Here is a 22,263-nt window from a genome sequence, read left to right as displayed (position 1 = left end):
AAATTTTAGATGTGCTCAGGGAGTGGAGATTGGGGGAGGGACAAGGGGGACAAGGGGGACAAGGGGGACAAGCAGAATAACCAATGCCCAATACTTCTCTACGAGAGGCTACGCCAACGACTTCGCTACTTCGACGCCGCTCAGTACAAGTCAGTACAAGTGCTCAATGCCCCATCCCCAATACCAAATTCAGACAAATAACTTAACAAAGACTCTTGGTGCGACCTTCAGGTTGTAGAGTGAAATCAATTAGCCCTCTAGATTGGCGATTGATAACTATAAAGGGAAAATAATCATGGTTCAACGTGGTTCTAAAGTACGTATTCTCCGCCCTGAATCTTACTGGTTTCAGGATTTAGGAACTGTGGCTTCCATTGACCAAAGCGGCATCAAATACCCAGTAATTGTCCGCTTTGACAAGGTAAATTACGCTGGTATCAATACCAACAACTTTGCCCAGGATGAATTAGTAGAGGTTGAAGCACCAAAGGCTAAAGCACCTAAAAAATAAGCAGCAAAGCTACAAGGGGGTTGTTTGATGCGATGATCAAGGTAAGTCTGAAGTATGAAGTCTGAAACTTTCAGTTGATTAATTCTTCATCCTAGCCTACCTAATCTACGAGAAGCCGTCCTGCGGGTATTTACGGTTTATTTTTGGTAGTACGACAAGCCACCTACGTGTGTCTAAGATATTACCTTATCTCTTCTTTATTGACCCCCAAGTACATCAAAATTGTTTGCTTAATCAGTTTGAATGCCTGAACTTCCTGAAGTTGAAACAGTCCGAAGGGGTCTAAATCAATTGACCCTCAACCAAGAAATTACGGGTGGAGATGTGTTGCTCGATCGCACCATCGCCTACCCGTTTTCTGTAGGTGAGTTTGTTGACGGAATTACAAAGAATGCGTACCCCGGAGGGGTTGGCGCTGCGATCGCCACTTGGCATCGTCGCGGCAAATATCTCCTCGCCGAACTCTCCCCCTCATCTTCCGGCTGGCTAGGGGTTCATCTGCGAATGACCGGTCAACTACTATGGTTGCATCGAGATGAACCATTACATAAGCACACGCGGGTAAGATTATTCTTTGGAGATCAGCAGGAATTACGCTTTGTTGATCAGCGTACCTTTGGTAAAATGTGGTGGGTTCCGCCTGGTGTTGCTGTAGAAAGTATTATCACTGGTTTGGCAAAACTGGCAGCAGACCCATTTTCACCGGAATTCACTGTCGAATATCTAGCTCTCAAACTGCAAAACCGCCGCCGTCCGATTAAAACTGCGCTACTCGATCAATCGGTGGTGGCGGGATTAGGTAATATTTATGCCGATGAAGCACTGTTTAAGAGTGGAATTTTACCTGAAACTTTGTGTATAGATTTGCAGTTAAAACAAATTGAACGTTTGCGAACAGCCATCATTCAAGTGTTAGAAACGAGTATTGAAGCTGGTGGTACGACTTTTAGTAATTTCCTAAATGTTAAAGGTACTAACGGCAACTATGGTGGTTTAGCCTGGGTTTATAACCGCGCTGGAGAACCCTGTCGAGTTTGTGGCACAGAAATTCAACGGATTAGGTTAGCTGGGCGATCGAGTCACTTTTGCTCTCAGTGTCAAACGGTACGGGGAGTTAGGAGTTAGGAGAGACGCGATTAATCGCGTCTGTACAGGAGTTTGGAGTTATACCAATTCTTTGTGAGGCTGCGCCAAATTTTCTTTATTTCTTTGTGTTCTTCTCTACGAGACGCTACGGGTAGCTTGCTTCTCCGTAGGAGTATGCGCCCTTTGCGGTTTGTTTCTTATATAGTTTGGTGTATCTTCATACAGAATTGGAGTTAGGAGTTTGAAGTTTTTACTTCTTAGGACTTACGCAAAATTACACGCGGTAGGGGCAATACCCTGCGGGAAGCTAAAGCTACATGAATTGCCCCTAAGAAGAAAATCATTCTTTTCAGTTATTGTTTGCGTAAATCCTACTTCTAACTCGGAACTCTCTTAAAATGCAGATAAAAGAAGTTACAAATTTGAGAGAGGAACTGATGGCAGTCAAAAAAGGAGATATGGTTCGCGCTGTGCGCGAGAAACTAGAAAACAGTCTGGAGGCAAAAGCGAGTGATAGTCGCTTTCCTTCTTATTTGTTTGAAACCAAGGGCGAAATTGTAGATGTCAAAGGTGATTATGCGCTGATTAAGTTTGGAAAAGTACCAACACCTAATATTTGGTTACGTGTGGATCAACTCGAAGAGTTTAAATAATAAAACGCAAAAACAAAAGGCAGTAGTTTTAAATCCTACTGCCTTGATTGCTAATCCAGACATTACCCTATGAAAAGCAACATCACAATATTAGTTTCGCGTTAACGGCGGGAATCCTCATCTGCGGGGTCGCCGTAGGGATCTTCGCTGGCTGGGCGGACGTTGCCAAACTCGCCTTGGTCTGCGGGATCGCCGTAAGGGTCTTCACTAGCTGGACGAACGTTGCCGTAAGACGCGATATCTGCGGGGTCGCCGTAGGGGTCTTGACTGGCTGGGGTGAGGTTGCCGTAAGATGCCGCCTCTGCGGGATCACCGTAGGGGTCTTCGCTGGCTGGACGTACATTGCGATCGCGCAATTCTGCATCTTGATCAGCTTGATCGCTGTTCGATCCCAAAAGCAAATCCTTCGCCTTTCGCAAAAAGTCATCTACCATAATCTGTCTCCTGATTTAAGTTCGTGTTTCCGACGTGCGCGATTGGCGTTATCCTCCGGGAAACCCGCTTGAGGTTTACACACGCTTCACTGATCTAGAGTGTTGGAGCTGCTGATGAAGTTATACCAGTCAGATCGCGACCTGAAGAATTCCCATTATAGCCTTGGAATTCCCGATACTTTTGTGCCTCAGATTCTGGCACTCGAATTCCTTCTTTTGGTGGAGTTACCCAGTGAGCGCGTTTTTCAGCGTCACGGTAGTATACACGCCCATTCTTAGAGAGATAGTACTTACCTTGCGCTCCTTCTTGTGAAGCATTCTTATGTTGGTTGTAGAGGTAATAAAGTCCGGCAGCTCCCGCCAAAAGTGCCACTTTTTGCCCTGTACCCAAGCCCTTCTTAGCTTCGGGTTGGTTTCTAGCGTTGCGATCGCTCACTGTTCTACCCATACTGTCATCAACAGGTGGTGGTGTTGAAGCGTTTCGAGAACCGCCTCCGCAGCTACTCAGCAAGGGTACCATTAGCAATGCCGAAAGCAGCACTGCAAATAGACGTGAAACTATTTTACGCTCTTTATATATTGTTGTGTTCATCGGATTTCGTCATCACCTGTATTTGCTAAAAGCCTTGCTGTTGCAAAAACAAAGGTGGAATTCCTGTTATTTCGCTTGGGATTGAAAAAACATATACCACTGAATTTACAACTGCACAGCTATAGTGTGTAACTGTCATGATGATCGATTTTCTCAACTATTCCATCCCGCCTTTGACAGAAACTGCATTCATCCTAAGGAAATATATTGTTGATTTTTTATGCATGAATTTACCTAAAACGGCGAAATATTCAGCAATTTCTCGGTTATCTTTTCGGAATAAATAAATTACAAATATACAGCCACTACAATAACTATTGTCAAAAAATACACTTAATATGACATCACAAAATACAGCCCAAACTATAACTCGTCTCCTTTTGGCTTTGTGGGATTTGGGAGGAACGCATCAGGAAGTTAAGAAGGGTCAATTCACTAAGCGAATTGTATCCAAGACCCAGAAGGTAGCAGATTATCAGGGCATATTCGAGGAATTACAGAGTCAGGGTGCGATCGCAATCTCCAAAAAGGGATATTCTTTGACATCTGGCAAGGGTTTAGAGGTATTGGGTGAGGGTTTGAGAAGTGGCGATTTTAAGTTTGAAGGGACGATTGTCGGTACTTGGGCGGCGAATGCGTTAGTGAGGTGGATTAGTCAGATTGATGTGGCGGTGGCTGGTGCAGATGTACTGGTTAATGGGAAAAGTGCGATCGCGAAGCTTTCCAAAGGAATCGCTTCTTACGACGAGTTTAAATCTGTGGCGTTGGAAGTCTACGACAAGCTGAACCAGAACTACAACCTAGATGATCTGGTGCCAATTTATCGTATCAGAAGAGAAATAGGCGATCGCATTAGTCGTACAGAGTTCAGTGAGTGGTTGCTGGAAATGCAGAAAAACGACATTGTTCAGCTAATAGGCGGAGAGATGACAGATATCACTCCTGATAAAGCTGAAGACTCAATTACAACTAAATTGAGTGGATTACGCTATTATGCCAAGCGCCTCAGTTCTGCAAATTAATCTAAATTTTGTTGTTTCTTCTTACACACAAACCACTATGACTAGTTCTCCCATTTCCTCTATTGAGGATATTAACGCAGCTTTACAAAATCACAACCCCTTTGCACTGCTTCCATTTGTAGGGAGCCAAGAAGTTTGGGGCAAAGAATTTCCTGATGTGACAACTCTCAATGCTCATGCTTCAGATGCTGTGTTTCAAGCAATTAACCAAATTCGTACTGGTCAGTACCAAAGAACTTCAATTGCTATCACAGCCGAATCGGGCACTGGTAAAACACATATTATCAGCCGTATTCGCCATCGTCTTCAGACTGATGGTAGTGCTTTATTTATTTACGCCACTGAATTTAGTGATTTAAATAATATTAAGCACGGATTCCAGCGTACCTTGGGAGATAGTTTAGGGAAAATTGGCAGCCAAGGAGTAACGCAGTGGCAAGAACTTGCCTCAGCAATAGCTAATCAAGCTGTTAAGTCTATTCATCCTCACGCTCCAACTTTGTTATCTAAAGATTTAGTACAAAAACTTAGTCGAAATGAATTAAGTAAAAACCAAACTTTAGTTAATCAGCTAATAGAAGCATTCCGTAAGACTAAACCGAGTCTTAAAAATCCTGATATCATCCGGGCTATTCTGTGGACACTCGCTGATTCTGAGACGCTTTATGCGGTCAAATGGTTATCTGGTGATGAACTTGCTCAATATAAAGCTAATGAACTTTGTCTACCTAGTATTAATGGTCAATCTTTTGATGTAATTCAGCAAATTTGGGATCTTATTAGTGACTATTATCAACTGGTGATTTGTTTTGATGAACTAGAATCAGTTGAAATTAACAGAGCCGGTTTTACAAAATCACAGGTTGTTGCTGGTTTGGTTAAAGAGTTGTTTGAAAATCTGAGTAGAGGCGTAATTCTAACGGTAATGATGCCTGCTATATGGATTAATAAAATTAAGCAACTACCTGCTGGTGTTTATAGCAAAGTTTCTGCTTATGGAAATCCTATTGACTTAAAGTATATGAATGGCGATTCAATTGTTGAGCTAGTTGCTTTGTGGTTAACAGAATTCTATAGCGCTAGAAGTTTAGTAGCACCTCATCGACTTTACCCATTTACTGAAACTCAACTAAGAGACCTGAGTAGTGAAGAGAAGCCACCAGTTAGAAAAGTTTTGCAATGGTGCCAAGATAATTGTAAACCTACTGATGGAGGAGAGCCACCTGTAATTCCAAAAGAAGACCCAGTTGAACAAGCTTTCAAAAAAGAGCTTACTCAAGAAATTAGCAATTATTTAGATGACAACTATCTACTAGCTGATGCTGTTTTATTTGGCTTCCAGACATTAATAAATAAAACAGTAGAAGGAGTAAAAATTGAGCAGATTACAGAAAAAGTAAAACAACTAGGTGGTAAAGACGATTACCTCAATTTTAAGATTTTCGGTAAAGAAGATGGGAAAAATGTAAGTATTGGCGTTGCTGTTCTCCAGTACGCAAGTGGCAGAGCTTTAGGAGCAGGATTGAGAAGATTAATAGATTACAAAACCTTTGGACTGACTCGTGGTTGTTTAATTCGCTCTAAATCCAAGGATAAAAATATTAGTTCTCATTTGTATAAGACTTATATCGAACCACTGATAACGCAAGGAGGCGAATTTGCAGAACTTAAAGAAGAGGAGATTAGACCGCTATTAGCTATTCGATCTGTCTATAAAAAGCGTGAAATAGACTATGGCTTTACCGAGGAGGAAATTCTTAATTTTATTACTGAGAAGGGTGCTGTATATCAGCTAGGAGCTAGTAACACTCTACTAAAAGAAATTTTGAGTGATCCATCATATCAAGTACCTAAACATGTTCTTGAAAGCAATGCAGAACTTCCATCTGTAAGTAGCTACTCTGAATCATCTGAACTTGCTGAAATTACTGAATTGGCTGTCGTGGGTGATTAAATATGAGTGAATCAGTCTTAATTGACCAAGCTATATGTCTACCTGCTCAAGAAGTTGAAGCTTTAATACAAGGACGAATGATTGCAACAATACCCCGGATGTTTATTGAACCGGGGCGACAATTTGCCCTATATCCGATTAATCCCTCAACTCTCCCATTACCACTTGAGCGTTATTACAATGCAAATTTACAGAAAATTGCTGTAAATAACGTGGCAAAGGTTAATTCGGAAAGAATTTTAATTAAAGCATGGGCTAAGTGCGAACTATGTCAAATACTCGATGATACCGAACCTTTAGATATCTTATCAAAATCTACAATTTGGAGTACTGAAGCACTAAAGGAAATCTTGTTACAATATCATTATATTTTTCTCGTATACCTACGGGTTTATGAGTTAGATAAACCAATTGAAGTCAGCACCACTGCTACAAGCCAATTTATCCCTTTATCACAACCCACAATAGTTATTGAAGCTAAACCAATATTAACCGATCGCACCTTCGCCCAACGCAAACGCCAATTAGAAAAGCTAGAACCCGCGCTGCATCCTGAATTGGAAGAATTGCAGAGTGCGATCGCATCCCTAACCATTAGCCAACCAGCAGCGAAAGGATTAGACGACGATATCAAAGCATTTTTAGGTTGGAGTAGCAATCAACCAACAAATCCATTAGATTTAGACTTACCTTGGATTCAAAAAATTGCTGAAGTTGGGAACTCTAGCGACGGACATACATTTGAAAAGTTAGTTCGTAGAGGATTACTAAAATTAGGCTTTACAGGTTCAGGTTTAAATCCCGATGCAACTGGTGGCGCAGGAGGCATGGATTTTTACGCTGAACAACCTTATCCAATAGTAGGAGAGTGCAAAGCAACTAAAACTGAGAAAGTTACTGATGGTACACCTGCACAGTTACTAAAAATAGGTATGAACCATCTTGGTAAAGTTCAATATGAAAATTCAATTAAATTAATTGTAGCGGCTGGAGAACTAAATTTTTACGCCTTGAGAACAGCAACCGAAAATCAAATGAATGTTATTAGCCCTGAAACACTGCAAAAACTAGTTGAACTGCAAGCACACTACAAAAATTCTATCAATTTGTTAGAACTAAAAGAGTATTTGCAACAAGCTCCTTTTGGTTTAGCTGAAGATAAAGTTAATACTTATATCGATAAAGTTGAACAATCTATAAAGCTGCGATCGCACATTATCCAGCTTGTCAAAAAGCATCTAGAAAAAACAGGTGATCGAGATGTAGGAGTTGATGCACTTCACGTAGCATATATTTACGATCATCCCCCTCAGCCTTTGACACCTCAAAATTTGTACGAAATTTTGATAGAACTTTCTTCACCATTAACAGGCTATTTAGGGCGAATAAAAGGCAGTAATTGGAATAGCGATCGCTTTTACTTTCTCCGCGATTTATCGATAAACGGAAAATAAGCAAGGAAATTGTTCCCAGCATCAATATTTATCCTGACAAAATAATCAATAATTTCTGATAAATCCTGACTAGCTTTTGCAGAGATGATATGTTGTTTCATCCTTGTGCTTCTTTTGCTTTACGCAGTTTTTCTCGCAGTTGTTCAAGTACAACTTCTCCATCAATACCTTCCCCTCTATCCAGTTGCTCAATAGCAACCTCAACTTTTTCGCGCGTTTCTCCAACCCACTGCTGATAACCTTTTTCCCACTCTAATACCAACTTTAATGCTTTACTAATCACTTCTTCAGCTTTGCCTCTAGCAAGTTCTTCTGGTGGTAAAGTGCGTTCTGGAAAGATTCTACCTCGACGTGCAGGTTGTTTTGCAGTTGATTCAGTCATAGTAATTAGCCCCATTTGTTAGTGCTGTCTTAACTTCGCTATCTTTAATTATGAATTGAATACATAATAGTGAAGCATCCTAGACAAAAGATATACTTTCTATCTAGGATGCTTCACAATAAAAAATTGTTGCTGATACAACAATTATGGACAAAATATGATATTCAAACTAGAGCTATCAGCTAGCAGAAACAGTTAAACTACCGGGTTTCTGAAGATCACCTTGGAAAACCACACCTCGCTGATTGGCGTGGATATGACGCAAAATCTTGTAAATTGCCTCAACTTGCTCTGATGCGCCTGCTTTAGAAGCGAGTTCGTCAAGAGAAAGAGGAGTTTTTTCTTTTTGTAGCACTGCTACGACTCGTGTTTGCAAGTCGAGAATGGTGGCGGCAGCTTTTTTGCCAGCTTCTACCCCTGGCTGATGGTAGGCGTTAACGTTGATCAAACTAGCGTAGAAACCAACAGCGCGTTCATACAAAGCAATTAATGCCCCGACTGTTCGGGGGTTAACTTGAGGAATCGTGACTGTAATCGAATCGCGGTGATTTTCATAAAGCGCTTGTCGGGTTCCTTGGAGAAAACCGGAAAGATAATCGCCTGATGTAACTCCCGGATCTATTTCAGTGGATGGCCCCTGACGATCTTCCAACACTTCGATGAAGGTAGCAAAGAAATTCGCTACACCCTCACGCAACTGCTGGACATAAGCGTGTTGATCTGTTGAGCCTTTGTTGCCATAAACGGCGATGCCTTGATGGACAACGTTACCGTCTAAGTCTTTTTCCTTACCCAAGGATTCCATCACTAGCTGTTGCAAATAGCGACTGAATAAAAATAAGCTGTCCTTGTAAGGTAGAACAACCATATCTTTTTCACCCCGTCCATTGCCAGCAAAGTACCAAGATAAGGCGAGTAAGGCTGCTGGATTATTTTTCACATCTGGGACGCGGGTAGCGTCATCCATTTCTTTTGCACCATCTAGGATGGCGCGAACATCAATGCCCTGCAATGCTGCTGGTACTAGCCCCACAGCAGACATTTCTGAAGTGCGTCCTCCTACCCAGTCATACATCGGAAATCTGGCCAGCCAACCTTCATCTTTGGCGAGCTTGTCGAGGTTGCTATCAACGCTAGTAATAGCTACCGCATACTGGGCAAATTCCAAATTGTGTCCAGCGTAGGCTTTTTTAACTTCAATCATGCCGTTGCGAGGTTCTGGCGTCCCCCCAGATTTGGAGATTACCAATACCAAAGTGCTGGCGAGGCTGTTTCGTACATGATTGAGAACGCGATCAATACCTGCCGGATCGTTGTTATCGATAAAGTGAAGTTTCAGGGGCGGGAAATCAGGAGCGAGGGCTTCGGCGACGAATTGGGGACCGAGCGCGGAACCACCAATCCCAATGGAGATAATATCTGTGAAGCGGCTGGCTCTGGGAGGATGAATCGCACCTGTTTGGACTTTTTCCGCAAAAGCTTCGATTTGTTCTAGGGTTTGGACAATTTCTTGTGTAAGTTCTGGAGTTGGCGCTAAATCAGGATTTCGCAGCCAGTAGTGTCCAACCATGCGGTTCTCATCGGGATTTGCGATCGCACCCTTTTCCAGTTGAGCCATATCCGCAAACGCCTTGTCAAACTTCGGCTGCAACGAATCCACAAAGGCATCATCGAACCGTATCCGACTCACGTCTAAGTACAGTCCCAATCCCTCGTGGAAATATAACCAGTTTTGGTATCGTTGCCAAAGTGCCCTAGCATCCATAGGGAAATCTCAAATAAAGTGTTATTTCAAAAACTAGTTTAATAGAAGGTTACGGCAATCCCTGCCTAGCCTTATACTGTTTACAGTTTTAAGTATTCGTTAACTCCTCTTTTTAAACATCTGGCATAGGGATGACACGCAGAAATTTTACAATTTCACCCCTGATTTCTATACCAATCAGATAATTATCGAGGGTGAAGCGGTGAAAAATGCCTTCACCATCAAGCTGTCGTAGTTCTTTTAAATCAGTCAGCTGCCACTTTTGGGCTAACTCAATAAAGACAAAATCATGCACCCGCTCGTAGGCGGCAGGTTCTAAGTTCTTTAGGTCTAGCAAAAAAGACCTTGCATAGCGTATTTCCAGAGTCACTAGACGTTACCTTAACCAAAACTTGAGGGGCCACTGGCATTAGCGAAAAAGCGCTGCTGAATCAGAAAAACATCAACAGTCTTAGTGCTTCTTCATGGGTTAAGATATCCCACGGTTGCTGCGATCGCTTGACTTGTTCTATGGCTTTGAGCATATAAAAGTCATAATGTAAAGCTTCGAGAACGTCCCAAATGTCTTGCAAATCCTCATCGCCTAACTGTTCGATTAAGTGATGCATTCTAAGTCGTAGCAAATTCATAGGAATACACGGGATGCGGGAAACTCAGTCACCAAGAGTGCTGAGAGGGAAGCGGCTCGTGCGGTTTTAACCGCAGTAAATATTTTGATACCATTACCGCCTTGGAGTTGTTTAATTCGGTGTGCTTTTGTAATGCACTTTCAATGGGACAATTACCATTTCAAATTTTACAACCCTGTACGCATAACGGTTTTGCTCCAAAGAGCCTTCCTTACGGGGTGATGTTAGCTTCTCCCAAGGGGAGACGCTGTGCGAACGACCTGTTATAAGAGCTTGTTAGACTTGCAGCACTAATTCAGTGACCTTAAATTTGTTTAACTGCAAATGACAGAGCGGGGAACTAGCTACGCATTCCGAGGTGTCCTGACTCAAATAACGTTTACCCTTCGACTACGCTCAGGGTGGTCTGGTCAGTATGGCTTGTTCGATTGCTCTTACAAGCCCAGTCCCTTTAAGGCTGGGTTACTGACACGTTAATTATTCCCTACTGGAAACACCAACAATAAATAGTATTCCCAAAAAATTAGCTCCACTCAAGCTACGCTAAAATTTATTGCCTAGTACCAGAGGAAAGAGCTAGTAAGTTTCCCAGAGCTTGACGATTGAACCTCTGAGCTTGGCGATCGCACCTCCGAGCTTGGCGCTTGAACCTCTGAGCTTGGCGCTTGAACCTCTAAGCTTGACTAATGACTAATAACTAATGACTAAATTAACATGGTTGAATATCTCATTTTCTTAGCAATTTCTACAGCAATTTTCGCTTTATTCGCACTCGGACTAAATTTGCAATGGGGCTTTACAGGGTTAATTAACTTTGGTCATATTGCTTTCATGACGCTGGGAGCATATACAACTGTGTTGTTAAGCTTAAAGGGTGTTCCCCTAGTGATATCAGCAATAGCTGGGGCAATTGTCGCCGCCTTGTTGGGTTTAATAATTGGTTTTGCGACTTTACGCTTGCGGGAAGATTATCTGTCAATTGTGACTATTGGTACAGGCGAATTAATTCGTTTGGTGGTAAATAACCAGGAATTACCTGTGGGTGATACCTGGATTTCTGGGGCGTTTGGTGTGCAAAGTTATCGCATACCGCTATCCACAGAGCCGAATTTGTTTATCAGATTTCTGATGATTGGATTATTAACGCTACTAGCCGCCGTAACTTTTTTTACCTTATGGCGATGGATTCGTACTACCCAAATATCTCGGACTACTGATTTAGGCCAAAGGATGACTAGCAAGGAAGAATTCGCATCACGCTTGGGTGTGGGAATTGTATTAGCAGTTTTGGCAGCAGCGATTTATATTTCTGGGGTAATCGGACTGTATAATTACAACCCAAAAGCGGGTTTAATGCTAGTGTTGCTGCTGGTTTTAGCATTTGTATACTGGCGCTTAGAAATTTTGGTGCGATCGCCTTGGGGTAGAATTCTCAAAGCGATCCGCGAAGATGAAGAAATTCCCAAGGCACTAGGAAAAAATGTCTTTTGGTATAAATTACAATCTCTCATGCTTGGAGGTGCGATCGCGGGTATCGCTGGTGCTTTCTTCGCTTGGCAACTCAGCGCCATTTACCCGGATAATTTCCAACCGCAACTAACATTTGATACTTGGATCATAGTAATTTTAGGCGGTTCTGGGAATAATGTTGGCACAATCTTAGGTGCGGTAATTTTCTTTGCTTACGATGCACTGACGCGGGAAGTCTTACCCAGAATCGTTCCTCTTGATGAAGCACGTTTGGGTGCATTTCGGATCATGGTAATCGGACTAATTTTAATGATACTGATGATTTGGCGTCCTCAAGGTATCTTAGGGAAAAAGGAGGAACTCACCCTTGGTAAATAACCAGTCATCGCCACTTCCCCTTTTGGTAGCAACTGGACTTTCTAAAAGCTTTGGTGGTATCAAAGCAGTTAATGAGGCAAAAATCGAAGTTCCTAAAGGCAGCATCACAGGCTTGATTGGCCCCAATGGTGCTGGTAAAACTACTTTATTTAACTTACTCTCAAACTTTATCCGCCCAGATAAGGGACGAGTGATTTTTGACGGCGAACCTATTCACAACTTGCAACCATATCAAATCGCCCAACAGGGAGTAATCCGCACTTTTCAGGTTGCACGAACTCTCTCGCGGTTGTCGGTGTTAGAAAATATGCTGCTGGCGGCGCAAAAACAAACAGGTGAAAATTTTTGGCAGGTGCAGTTGCAACCGCACGTTGTCGTCAAGGAAGAAAAGCAACTCATAGAGCGGGCAATGTTCCTATTAGAATCAGTGGGTTTGGCAAAAAAAGCATACGATTATGCTGGTAGCTTGTCTGGTGGACAACGCAAGCTACTAGAAATGGGACGGGCGTTGATGACTAATCCCAAGTTAATTTTGTTGGATGAACCAGCAGCTGGGGTGAATCCGAAATTAATTGATGATATTTGCGATCGCATTATCACTTGGAATCGTCAAGACGGGATGACCTTTTTGATTATTGAACACAATATGGATGTGATTATGTCATTGTGCGATCGCGTTTGGGTACTTGCCGAAGGACAGAATTTGGCTGACGGTACACCCGCAGAAATTCAAAGTAATGCCAAAGTTTTAGAGGCGTATTTGGGAAAATAAACTTATATGAAATGTCTAAATAATCTTGGGTAAAAGGCAAATTAGTATATGCCCAAGAAAATTAGACAACCGAAAAGTTTATTACTGCGATCGGGGTTTACCTATAAACCGGCAAAGGGAAGTCATAGCAAATGGATACATCCAAAATCACCGAACAGAATTCATTCTGAATTCTGACCGAAAAAGCGGATGAATAACCTCTTTTTAGACCCCCATCAAATCTACGATTTGGTGGTCAAGTTTCGTAGTGGCGGGTCTGAATCCTCGACTAATTGATTCTGAATTCTGAATTCTGAATTTTGGATTCTGCATTCTTCTTGAATTTTCAATCTTCGATATTTTCGGCAAAATCGTCAAATCTTCGGAAATTTAGCTCATGTTAAAATCGAATCAAATATTATAGTGGAAAAAAATTTATGTCAATAATGACAATCAGAGATTTAGAGCAAGTTCAAACCGCTTTTACCGAAGCAGGTTTAGATTACCAACTGGAACTCGAAAATGGAAAAATTTCAATTATGGGACCATCAGATATTGTATCCAGCGAAATCAGTAGTCGTCTCATCGCCTTTCTCTTTGCTTGGATAAGTCCTCGTCGCTGGGGAAGAGTGTTTGATTCTGCAGGCGGTTTCATTATGCCAGATACAAACCTCAAAGCACCTGATGTTTCCTTTGTTCGCGCTTCCCGACTTCTCCAAAGTCCTCGTTACTTTGGCGAACTTGTCCCTGACTTGGTAGTAGAAATTAAATCTCAGAGCGATAAAATTAAACTTATAGTAACCAAAATTCTCAAATTTATAGAACAAGGAGCGATCGTTGGCATTCTGATTGATCCTGACGAAGAGACAGTTACAATTTATCGCTCTACAGGTGAACCTACAGTTTTAGAAAATGGCGAGATTTTAACTATACCAGAACTTTTTCCCGGTTGGGAATTGCCTATTACTGAATTGTGGCCTCCTATCTTTACCGAGGAAGAAACGCAAATTTAGTGAAGAACTTTGGTAGATACTAGCTAAACAATCTCAAGTGCATTTTGTGAATCTGAGATTAATTGATGATATTTGCGATCGCATGATCACTTGGAACTGTCCTAAACTATGAGAAAGCCCAAGAGTGGAGGCATAGCATTATGGTAATCACTCCTAATACCGCATCTGAGGTCATCTACCACAACGATATCAAGATTTATTGACACGACTGCAAGAACGGGGAATTAACCCAGAACAACTATTGTGAAACATCTTTCAAATCTATGTTGTCCGCCAATAAACCCCATTCTCTCGCTGCATTAACTGGCTAGCAATAAACTCCCGTCGCAGGGTGGCGCAGTCAGGATGGTAGCGTTTGAGAATATCATTAACTGTGCGTTCTGGATACTGAACCCCAATCTCAAATTTACTTGTCAACCACTTGAGAATCACTAAGCGCTTTTTGCGACTAGCGGGGATTTCTTTCAGACATTCGCCCTCGAAATAGTTTTTCAATACTTTGCTTTCCCAAGCTTCAGTATCCACATCCTCTATCAAAGATGCTATTTTCTCAGGTGTAAAAATTTCCTTGCTAATACTTTGCAAAGCCTCGCTATCCAATTGATATAGACGGCTATTACCTTCGGGGCGCATTGTCACCAAATTTAGCTCTTTAAGTTTCGCTAAATGATGGGATATCGTCGGTTCCTTGAGTTGCAGTAGCACTGCCAATTCTTCGACGCTGCACTCCTGATTCGCCAAAATACCTACAATCTTCAATCGGCTATCATCCGCTAATGCCTTGAAAAAGCGCAGTAAGATGTTAAATTGCTCTGGTTGCATAACTAACTTCTAATTAGACATCTATCTAATTAGAAGTATATCTAATTGAAAAGCTCAAATCCCCGACTTCTCAAAAAAGTTGGGGATTTTCTTGTTAAATTTAACTAACTAAACTGTTCCTCTGCATCTAGATTAAATAACATTTGCAGAGTTTGCATACAGCGCTGTCTGGCTTCAACATCTTGCTGCGATCGCAATTGCACCATCGGGTCATGTAAAATTTTATTGACAATTCCCCGTGTTAATGCTTCAATCACCTCTTGATGTTTATCAGCGAATTCTGAACCCAATCTCGACAAAGCTTTTTCTAATTCTTGTTCCCGAATGGTTTCGACTTTATTTCGCAGACAGCTAATAGTAGACACAGTTTCTAAACTGCGCCACCAAATATCGAAAGCTTCTACTTCTTCCTCTAAAAGTCGCTCGGCTTCCTGTGCAATCTTCCGACGGCTTTCGTAGTTTTGCGCTACTACTGCCTTCAAATCATCCACATTAAACGCCTGTACATTTGCCAGTTCATTCACATCTGGGTGAACATTACGCGGCACAGAAATATCAAATAACATCAGAGAGCGCTGAACTTCTAAAACCATTTCCAACTTGGCACGGTCAAGTATTGGCTCTATTGCCGAAGTACTTGTAAACACCAAATCACTATCGGCAATTACTGCCATCATTTCTGATAGGGGATGAATTTGGATCAGTTGTTGAGGGAACTGCTTCGCTAATTCTTGGGCGCGATCGCCAGAGCGATTTACAATACTAATTTGCACAGCACCTTTAGAAAGTAGGTGTTGCACCAGCAGCCGCGACATTTTACCAGCACCGAGAATTACCACTCGGCAAGCAGCTAAATTTGCCACTTTAATCTGTGCTAACTCCACAGCTGCCGAACTAATAGAGACAGCGCCAGTACCAATACTAGTTTCAGTGCGAACCCGCTTCCCAGCTGTCAGCGCTTGTTTAAATAATCGATTCAAAATGGTTTTTATACCGTTATATTGCTGCCCCAGTTTGTGAGTAGTCTTCACCTGAGCCAGAATTTGACCTTCTCCGAGTACCAGACTATCTAAACCACCTGCTACCCGCATCACATGCATCACTGCATCATCATGTAGCAGCATAAACAAGTGTTGCCGCAGAGAAAGCACAGGTAATTTACTGTATTCTGCAAGAAACTGAGTTATTTCTCGGATACCTTGGTCTGTTTCACTGGTAACAATGTAGATTTCCAGGCGGTTACAAGTGCTAAGAATTGCAACTTCGTCAATATGGGGATAGCTGGCCAGTTGAGCGATCGCACCTTCAATTTGTGGTTCTGGAATGCTCAGTTTTTCCCGGACTTCTACTGGGGCTGTTTTATGGCTTAACCCCACCACTGCTATATTCATTTGCTAAATCGTAGTTACTAATTGGTAGTTGGCAATCTGGCATTGAGTGAGAAATAGGGAATGGGGAATTTTTGTTTCTTGGTTGATATTTTTCTAACCAACAATTAATCACTAACTACTAACTACTAACTACTATAAGGTTAAAGCATTTTGGTGACTATTTTTCCGTTTTATAGAAAGATTTTTTCCCAACGCTTCGCCCTTACTTTTACCATTCCCCATTCCCTGAAAATTAGTTCAGTTGGAGAACTTTTGGTTCACCAAACAAGTGAATTGTATCAACAAATCGAGCAGTTTTCGACTGGTTGGAAATAACCAAGCTTTGAGTTCTTGCCCCGTCCTTGAAGAAACGTACACCTTGCATGAGATTACCACTAGTAATGCCGCTAGCAGCAAACAGAATCGTTTTACCAGAAGCTAGTTCATGAGCATCATAGACCTTATCGGGGTCATTGATATTCATAGACTTTAAGCGATCGATGTTAGCTTCTCTGCTTTCTCCAATCAGACCTGTTTTTACGACTGCTGGATCGTAAATCAGTTGACCTTGGAAGTGTCCACCCAAAGCACGCATTGCTGCTGCCGAGATTACGCCTTCAGGAGCCGCACCAATACCCATCAGCGCGTGGATATTAGTTCCGGCAAAACCACAACTGATGGCTGCACCTACATCACCATCTGAAATTAGGGCGACTCTCGCTCCCGCCTCACGAATTTCTTTAATTAAATCGTTATGGCGTTCGCGCTTCATGACCACGATTACAAGTTCATCAATACCCCGGTCTAAAACCTCAGAGAGAATCTTCAGGTTTTCCGTTGCTGACTTGTTGATGTCTACCTTGCCCTTAGCTGCGGGAGGTGCTGCTAACTTCTTCATGTAGAAGTCAGGAGCAGCAAATAATCCCCCCTTTTCAGAAATTGCCAAGACAGCCATCGAACCGGGTTGTCCATATGCTACCAAGTTCGTACCTTCACAAGGGTCAACCGCGATATCAATTTCAATTAGTTCATCAGGGTTACAGACTTGTTCAGCATTTGGTTGGGTACAGATACCAACTTCTTCGCCGATATAAAGCATAGGCGCGTCGTCGCGTTCGCCTTCCCCAATCACAATGCGACCCCGCATGTGGATTTTATTCATCCGCTCCCGCATGGCTTCCACTGCTACTTGGTCAGCAGTGTTTTTTTCGCCTTTGCCCATCCACTTTGCGGATGCGATCGCCGCTTGCTCTACTACTTCAATAATCTCTAACCCAAGTGTATTTTCCACAGAGTCCACCCTTTCAATTGCTTGAATTTCCGTCTTTTATCCGGCTATTTCAGTATTCAAGTCTACCAAAGGGCGGATACACCTGGAAGAAAGTTAAGTTTTACTGCTAACTGGTTGAAAAAGTGCCAGTTAACACATTCTTATTTTTTACTCTATAACTACTCCAGTATAAAGCGCGTTCAAAACTAATTAAGTTAAGAAATGGCACAAATGGGTAGCAGTGCAATCTAGAACATTGCTTTTCCTCAGTATCTATCTTGAGGTATAAAATAATAAAGGAAAAAGCTGGTAAATTCACTAAAAACTCAAAAATAAGCGAAAAACGAGGTGCAGAGTCAATAACTTGTCAAATAAAGAGGTTAATCATGTTTATCGACTACATCACACTCATGTTGATCAATATGGTAGCTGGATTATTTCTACTGGCTGACTATGTGTATCGTGGTATAGATAGTTCTAATCAAAGACAGTGGATTCCGGGATTCGGGATTACAGGTGCGATCGCACTCACAACTGGTTTACACATGAGCTTCACCTGGCCAGTTATTGGTAGCTTTAACATTGCCTTCGGTGAAACAACTGTCTTATTTGGTATCTTGTTTGTTGCGGCTGCGATCGCCCTGGCTCAAGGTTGGGATTTATTCACAATAGCGATTTACGGCTTCTTTGCTGGTGTAGTTGCGATCGAAGTAGGTATCCGCATCATCAACTTGAATTTGACAAAGCAACCGCTTTTATCGGGAATCGGCTTTATTTTAACTGGATTAGGTGGTATTTTTGCAGCGCCAACCCTCTATTGGAAAACCAACCGAACTTGGCGGTTAATTGCTGTAGCAGTGCTAATAATAGCCGCTCTAATTTGGGCATTGACTGGATATTTGTCTTACTGGAATCATTTAGAGAGTTTCCAAAAGTGGGTTCCAGCCCCAATGCGGTAAGCAATGATCTAGGCTAGAGACATAGTTTAAACATTGCTTAAGAAAATATGCTAGACTTTCTTAATCCCCTTTTAAATCGCCATCCAGAGCGAGTCAAAGCCAACGTCGAACTTTACACATGGCAAACTTGTCCTTACTGCATTCGTGCCAAAATGCTGCTGTGGTGGAAAGGTGTAAATTTTACTGAATATAAAATCGACGGCAACGAAGCAGCCAGAGCTAAAATGGCAGAACGCGCTAATGGACGCCGTAGTGTACCGCAAATTTTTATCAATAACCAGCACATTGGCGGCTGCGATGACCTCTATCAGCTAGACACCCAAAGTCAACTAGATCCCCTTTTAGCCCAAGCCGCTATTTAACAATAAGATTAGCCGCCAACGGTGGCTTGGTGATGCTAAACTTAAAAATTTTGATTTGTTCAACCCCTAACGGCAGGCTTACGCCAAGGTCGAGGGGAGTTTTGCTCTATTACCACGAAAGCGAAAAAATTCAAAGCCTCTCTCCTTTTAGGAGAGAGGAATGGAACTGAGGTCAGAATATTAAGTTGCACATCGCGTATTGATCAGAAGATGCTAACTAAGTATACAGAATATCTTATACATCAACAATGGATGAGTTATGCCTTAGAATTAGCAAAAGCAGCAGGTGATGCAGGTGAAATCCCTGTAGGTGCTGTTATCATTGATTCAACCGGCAAATTGCTGGCACAAGGAGAAAACAGAAAAGAGCGCGACAAAGATCCTACCGCTCATGCGGAAATTCTCGCTCTCAAGAGAGCTGCAACAACTTTACAAAATTGGCATCTTAATGAGTGCAGCCTCTACGTAACTCTCGAACCTTGCCCGATGTGTGCAGGTGCGATTGTGCAAGCGCGTCTAGGACTACTTGTATATGGAGTAGACGATACAAAAACTGGCGCAATTCGTACAGTTATTAACATACCCGATAGCGCTGCTTCTAATCATCGTCTCCAGGTAATCGGAGGCATTCTAGAGTCAGCTTGTCGTCAACAATTACAGGCTTGGTTTGCCAATAAGCGACGTAGTGTAAACTAACGGACAGAGGTAAAACTGTCCATCTGGTACGACACAAGTCACGCAAGAGAATCTACGGTGTAACTAGTTAGGCTTTACGTTAAATTTTATCCGTCAATCAGCTGCATCCGTCATAATGGAATTTTACTCTTCATCCGATACCTGCCAACACACAGCAGGAAATCCTCAGGTAGCCTCAAGGGTTTCTCCTTGGTTAAGTCCTCTGGCACATTTATTTGGGCGTCACTGCCTATTACCATTATTCTTTGGGCAAATTAGAATAACCGGACAAAAAAATATCCCCACAAGTGGGCCTGTAATTCTCGCGCCTACCCATCGGGCGCGTTGGGATGCATTGCTCGTACCCTATGCTACGGCTGATTGTCTGAGAGAACAAGATTTGCGGTTTATGGTGACTATTGACGAATGCCAAGGTTTGCAAGGCTGGTTTGTCCGACGTTTGGGGGGGTTTCCTGTAGATTCTAAGCATCCGTCTATCCGCACGTTGCGACATGGAGTTGAGCTACTTCAGCAGAATAAAACCCTGGTAATCTTTCCCGAAGGTAACATTTTTCGTGATGGACAAGTTCATCAGTTGAAGCCGGGAATTGCTCGTCTGGCTTTGAGTGCCGAATCTAGTCATTCCGGGCTGGGAGTGAAAATTATACCCATAGGCATTAATTACAGCCAACCTTATCCAAATTGGGGTACAGATGTAAGTATTCACATTGGTTCGCCAATCAGAGTCACGGATTACATGAATGGCTGTATAAAACAAGATGCCAAAAGCATTACAGTTGATTTAGCAAAAGCACTGCAACAATTAAGCCATCAAGAAACAAAAATTACTAATCACGCATTTGCAGAAATTACTAATTCTTAATGTAGTCCGTAGGTATCGCTGATCACGACGATTTTAGTTAGCTACTATACAAGGGTAATGGGAACTCGATTAAACGGATTTTTACTCTAAATCAGAGATACGTTAGGATGTAGCTTTGCTTTGTCCAAGACCAAAACAGAGTTAAGATACCCGAAGTTTCCATAACTTTTTTATATAGTTGTCGCACTAATTGATCCCATGAACACTGCTGTCGCTGTTACCTTGATGCACCGTACTGTTTTATCAGTCATAGCAGTCCTGAGTCTGCTATCACCTGTGAATGCTCAGGTATCACAGTTACCAGGCACTACCAGCCAACCACAACCAATTGATCCCAACGGTCCCAATAACCTTCGCCCCATAACCCAAAGTAACAGCCTTTTGAGTATTGATGGAGGCGATCGCTTAGTGAAAGATGCAGACCAAGCCATTTCTGCTCAAGATTACCCCTTAGCTGTTAAAAAACTGGAAGAAGCGCGTCAGGTTTATAATCAGCTATCTAATTTTTATCAAGAGTTAAATTCTAGCTTTTCAGGAATTGACAATAGAGTTTCAGATTCTCAGCGTCAAAAAGCTCTATCAACAGCCCAGAAGCGAGATGAAGCAACCTTTCAGCTAGCATTAGTACATCGAGCGCAAAATCAGCCAGAATTAGCTGTACCCTTGTTGATTCAAATAATTAAGAGTCAAAACCCGACGCGAGATTTAGGCAAGAAAGCCTATAAACAGTTGTTTGAATTGGGTTTTGTTGATTCTCCATATCCCAAAGAAGGTGGTAGTTCATCTTCCTCGCCCCAAAAAAAATAAATTAAATTTTTGTTACCTGTTTTTCCCCATCTTTCACATCCTTCTCTCCCTGAGCAGCACCTTGGAACGCCCCAGTGCTAGGATAGGATTATCTGCCGTAGACTTTGATCCAGCGTTCTGAAAAATATAGCTCAGAGGCGGATTTCTGGCCACCCTTGTCAAAACCTGAAGTTGGCACAGGTATTTGCTCTATATCTGTTAATAATAGAAAAGTAAGTTTTTTCAGGAATTGCGATGATTAGTCCGCAGCAGATTGAGGAAATGATCAAGGCGGAACTCCCAGACGCCCAGATTCAGGTACAAGACTTGACTGGTGGCGGTGATCACTATCAGGTGACAGTTGTTTCATCGCACTTTGCAGGTAAAGGACTAGTGCAACAGCACCAGTTAATTTATGGGGCGTTGGGGCAAGCTATGTCAACTGAAGCGATTCATGCCTTGGCAGTAAAAACATATACTCCCGAAGTTTGGCAAGCAACAACAGCTTCGTAAACATAGAGTTAGGAGTTATGAATTTTTAACTCCTAACTGGTTATCGTTGAATGCAACATAGGAAAGACAAATATCATGACGCCAGAACTCAAACAGAAAATTGATAACTTGGTACAACAGAACAAGATTTTAGTTTTCATGAAGGGAAACAAGTTAATGCCCCAATGTGGTTTTTCTAACAACGTGGTGCAGATTCTCAATACCTTGGGAGTTCCCTTCGAGACGGTTGATGTTCTATCAGATTCTGAAATTCGTCAAGGAATTAAAGAATACTCTAACTGGCCGACAATTCCCCAAGTGTATATCAATGGTGAATTCCTGGGCGGTTCTGACATCTTGATTGAACTGTACCAAAAAGGTGAATTGCAGCAACAAGTAGAAGTAGCATTAGCCTCGTAACTAATTACTAATTCGTAATTCTTACTTACAGCTATTTTCAGGTAAATAGACCACGCGGTAGGGGCACAGCAATGCTCATACGTGTCAACTTAACGTAAAAGCCATGTCCCGCAAGGAACTGAAGTTCCTT

The 22,263-nt window shown here is 42.1% G+C and carries 25 protein-coding genes; 16 read left to right on the top strand and 9 right to left on the bottom strand.

Annotated elements, in window-relative coordinates; all coding sequences use genetic code 11:
- Positions 1-295 precede the first annotated feature (295 nt).
- The 3 genes from HWQ38_RS06245 to HWQ38_RS06235 all read left to right on the top strand — a co-directional run bounded on the left by HWQ38_RS06245 (position 296) and on the right by HWQ38_RS06235 (position 2,250).
- Positions 296-511, top strand: a complete 216-nt coding sequence (locus HWQ38_RS06245) for a photosystem I reaction center subunit IV (RefSeq protein WP_100899784.1) — start codon at positions 296-298, stop codon at positions 509-511.
- A 243-nt stretch (positions 512-754) separates the two neighbouring features.
- A complete protein-coding gene (locus HWQ38_RS06240; RefSeq protein ID WP_292791172.1) occupies positions 755-1,636 on the top strand; it encodes a DNA-formamidopyrimidine glycosylase in 882 nt (293 codons plus the stop codon).
- 398 nt (positions 1,637-2,034) lie between these two features.
- Entirely contained in the window at positions 2,035-2,250 is a 216-nt protein-coding gene (locus HWQ38_RS06235; RefSeq protein ID WP_292791171.1) for an NAD(P)H-quinone oxidoreductase subunit O, read from the top strand.
- Positions 2,251-2,351: 101 nt separating this feature from the next.
- Here HWQ38_RS06235 and HWQ38_RS06230 read toward each other — a convergent pair whose 3' ends face one another.
- Both HWQ38_RS06230 and HWQ38_RS06225 read right to left on the bottom strand, forming a co-directional pair.
- Positions 2,352-2,684 (bottom strand): translation initiation factor, encoded by a 333-nt coding sequence (locus tag HWQ38_RS06230; RefSeq protein WP_292791170.1) that lies wholly within the window; start codon positions 2,682-2,684, stop codon positions 2,352-2,354.
- Between the two features lie 94 nt (positions 2,685-2,778).
- Entirely contained in the window at positions 2,779-3,276 is a 498-nt protein-coding gene (locus tag HWQ38_RS06225) for a hypothetical protein (RefSeq protein WP_292791169.1), read from the bottom strand.
- 338 nt (positions 3,277-3,614) lie between these two features.
- Between HWQ38_RS06225 and HWQ38_RS06220 the strand changes: the two genes are divergently transcribed.
- From HWQ38_RS06220 to HWQ38_RS06210, 3 genes are all read left to right on the top strand, one after another.
- Positions 3,615-4,298: a hypothetical protein gene (locus tag HWQ38_RS06220; protein WP_292791168.1), complete on the top strand. Its 684-nt coding sequence runs from the start codon at positions 3,615-3,617 to the stop codon at positions 4,296-4,298.
- A gap of 190 nt (positions 4,299-4,488) precedes the next feature.
- Positions 4,489-6,252, top strand: a complete 1,764-nt coding sequence (locus tag HWQ38_RS06215) for an ATP-binding protein (RefSeq protein WP_292791167.1) — start codon at positions 4,489-4,491, stop codon at positions 6,250-6,252.
- Positions 6,253-6,254: 2 nt separating this feature from the next.
- Positions 6,255-7,706 carry a DUF1802 family protein gene (locus HWQ38_RS06210; RefSeq protein WP_292791166.1) on the top strand — a complete coding sequence of 484 codons (1,452 nt, stop codon included), beginning with the start codon at positions 6,255-6,257 and terminating at the stop codon, positions 7,704-7,706.
- Positions 7,707-7,803: 97 nt separating this feature from the next.
- Here HWQ38_RS06210 and HWQ38_RS06205 read toward each other — a convergent pair whose 3' ends face one another.
- From HWQ38_RS06205 to HWQ38_RS06190, 4 genes are all read right to left on the bottom strand, one after another.
- Entirely contained in the window at positions 7,804-8,088 is a 285-nt protein-coding gene (locus tag HWQ38_RS06205; RefSeq protein ID WP_292791165.1) for a type II toxin-antitoxin system ParD family antitoxin, read from the bottom strand.
- 178 nt (positions 8,089-8,266) lie between these two features.
- Positions 8,267-9,853: a glucose-6-phosphate isomerase gene (locus HWQ38_RS06200; protein ID WP_292791164.1), complete on the bottom strand. Its 1,587-nt coding sequence runs from the start codon at positions 9,851-9,853 to the stop codon at positions 8,267-8,269.
- A 112-nt stretch (positions 9,854-9,965) separates the two neighbouring features.
- Positions 9,966-10,223: a cytotoxic translational repressor of toxin-antitoxin stability system gene (locus tag HWQ38_RS06195; protein WP_292791163.1), complete on the bottom strand. Its 258-nt coding sequence runs from the start codon at positions 10,221-10,223 to the stop codon at positions 9,966-9,968.
- A 61-nt stretch (positions 10,224-10,284) separates the two neighbouring features.
- On the bottom strand, positions 10,285-10,482 hold the full coding sequence (locus HWQ38_RS06190) for a hypothetical protein (protein WP_292791162.1): 198 nt from the start codon (positions 10,480-10,482) through the stop codon (positions 10,285-10,287).
- A gap of 714 nt (positions 10,483-11,196) precedes the next feature.
- On the opposite strand from HWQ38_RS06190, the gene HWQ38_RS06185 reads away from it, so the two are divergent.
- The 3 genes from HWQ38_RS06185 to HWQ38_RS06175 all read left to right on the top strand — a co-directional run bounded on the left by HWQ38_RS06185 (position 11,197) and on the right by HWQ38_RS06175 (position 14,094).
- The gene (locus HWQ38_RS06185; RefSeq protein WP_292791161.1) at positions 11,197-12,330 is read left to right on the top strand and encodes a branched-chain amino acid ABC transporter permease; all 1,134 of its coding nucleotides are present in this window, start codon (positions 11,197-11,199) and stop codon (positions 12,328-12,330) included.
- Positions 12,320-13,102: an ABC transporter ATP-binding protein gene (locus HWQ38_RS06180; RefSeq protein WP_292791159.1), complete on the top strand. Its 783-nt coding sequence runs from the start codon at positions 12,320-12,322 to the stop codon at positions 13,100-13,102. Before HWQ38_RS06185 ends, HWQ38_RS06180 begins: the two co-directional genes overlap by 11 nt.
- A gap of 416 nt (positions 13,103-13,518) precedes the next feature.
- Entirely contained in the window at positions 13,519-14,094 is a 576-nt protein-coding gene (locus HWQ38_RS06175) for a Uma2 family endonuclease (RefSeq protein WP_292791158.1), read from the top strand.
- Between the two features lie 261 nt (positions 14,095-14,355).
- Here HWQ38_RS06175 and HWQ38_RS06170 read toward each other — a convergent pair whose 3' ends face one another.
- The 3 genes from HWQ38_RS06170 to glpX all read right to left on the bottom strand — a co-directional run bounded on the left by HWQ38_RS06170 (position 14,356) and on the right by glpX (position 17,577).
- Positions 14,356-14,916 (bottom strand): metalloregulator ArsR/SmtB family transcription factor, encoded by a 561-nt coding sequence (locus HWQ38_RS06170; RefSeq protein WP_292791157.1) that lies wholly within the window; start codon positions 14,914-14,916, stop codon positions 14,356-14,358.
- Positions 14,917-15,020: 104 nt separating this feature from the next.
- Positions 15,021-16,307 carry a glutamyl-tRNA reductase gene (locus tag HWQ38_RS06165; protein WP_292791156.1) on the bottom strand — a complete coding sequence of 429 codons (1,287 nt, stop codon included), beginning with the start codon at positions 16,305-16,307 and terminating at the stop codon, positions 15,021-15,023.
- Between the two features lie 232 nt (positions 16,308-16,539).
- Complete coding sequence (gene glpX, locus HWQ38_RS06160; RefSeq protein ID WP_292791155.1) at positions 16,540-17,577, bottom strand: class II fructose-bisphosphatase; 1,038 nt, start codon at positions 17,575-17,577, stop codon at positions 16,540-16,542.
- A 365-nt stretch (positions 17,578-17,942) separates the two neighbouring features.
- Between glpX and HWQ38_RS06155 the strand changes: the two genes are divergently transcribed.
- The 7 genes from HWQ38_RS06155 to grxD all read left to right on the top strand — a co-directional run bounded on the left by HWQ38_RS06155 (position 17,943) and on the right by grxD (position 22,133).
- Positions 17,943-18,515 (top strand): DUF981 family protein, encoded by a 573-nt coding sequence (locus HWQ38_RS06155; RefSeq protein WP_292791154.1) that lies wholly within the window; start codon positions 17,943-17,945, stop codon positions 18,513-18,515.
- A 47-nt stretch (positions 18,516-18,562) separates the two neighbouring features.
- The gene (gene grxC / locus HWQ38_RS06150) at positions 18,563-18,877 is read left to right on the top strand and encodes a glutaredoxin 3 (RefSeq protein WP_292791153.1); all 315 of its coding nucleotides are present in this window, start codon (positions 18,563-18,565) and stop codon (positions 18,875-18,877) included.
- 210 nt (positions 18,878-19,087) lie between these two features.
- Positions 19,088-19,573, top strand: coding sequence for a tRNA adenosine(34) deaminase TadA (gene tadA, locus HWQ38_RS06145; RefSeq protein WP_292791152.1), 486 nt, complete (start codon positions 19,088-19,090; stop codon positions 19,571-19,573).
- 115 nt (positions 19,574-19,688) lie between these two features.
- Positions 19,689-20,435 carry a 1-acyl-sn-glycerol-3-phosphate acyltransferase gene (locus tag HWQ38_RS06140; RefSeq protein WP_292791151.1) on the top strand — a complete coding sequence of 249 codons (747 nt, stop codon included), beginning with the start codon at positions 19,689-19,691 and terminating at the stop codon, positions 20,433-20,435.
- Positions 20,436-20,633: 198 nt separating this feature from the next.
- A complete protein-coding gene (locus tag HWQ38_RS06135) occupies positions 20,634-21,242 on the top strand; it encodes a hypothetical protein (RefSeq protein ID WP_292791150.1) in 609 nt (202 codons plus the stop codon).
- 234 nt (positions 21,243-21,476) lie between these two features.
- Positions 21,477-21,734: a BolA family protein gene (locus HWQ38_RS06130; protein ID WP_292791149.1), complete on the top strand. Its 258-nt coding sequence runs from the start codon at positions 21,477-21,479 to the stop codon at positions 21,732-21,734.
- A gap of 75 nt (positions 21,735-21,809) precedes the next feature.
- Positions 21,810-22,133 carry a Grx4 family monothiol glutaredoxin gene (gene grxD, locus HWQ38_RS06125; RefSeq protein ID WP_292791147.1) on the top strand — a complete coding sequence of 108 codons (324 nt, stop codon included), beginning with the start codon at positions 21,810-21,812 and terminating at the stop codon, positions 22,131-22,133.
- The last annotated feature ends 130 nt before the right edge of the window (positions 22,134-22,263 follow it).

The organism is Nostoc sp. NMS7, assembly GCF_017115085.1.
Taxonomy (GTDB): domain Bacteria; phylum Cyanobacteriota; class Cyanobacteriia; order Cyanobacteriales; family Nostocaceae; genus Nostoc.
Note: the sequence above shows the minus strand (reverse complement) of the source record. Positions and strands in the feature narration are given on the sequence as shown.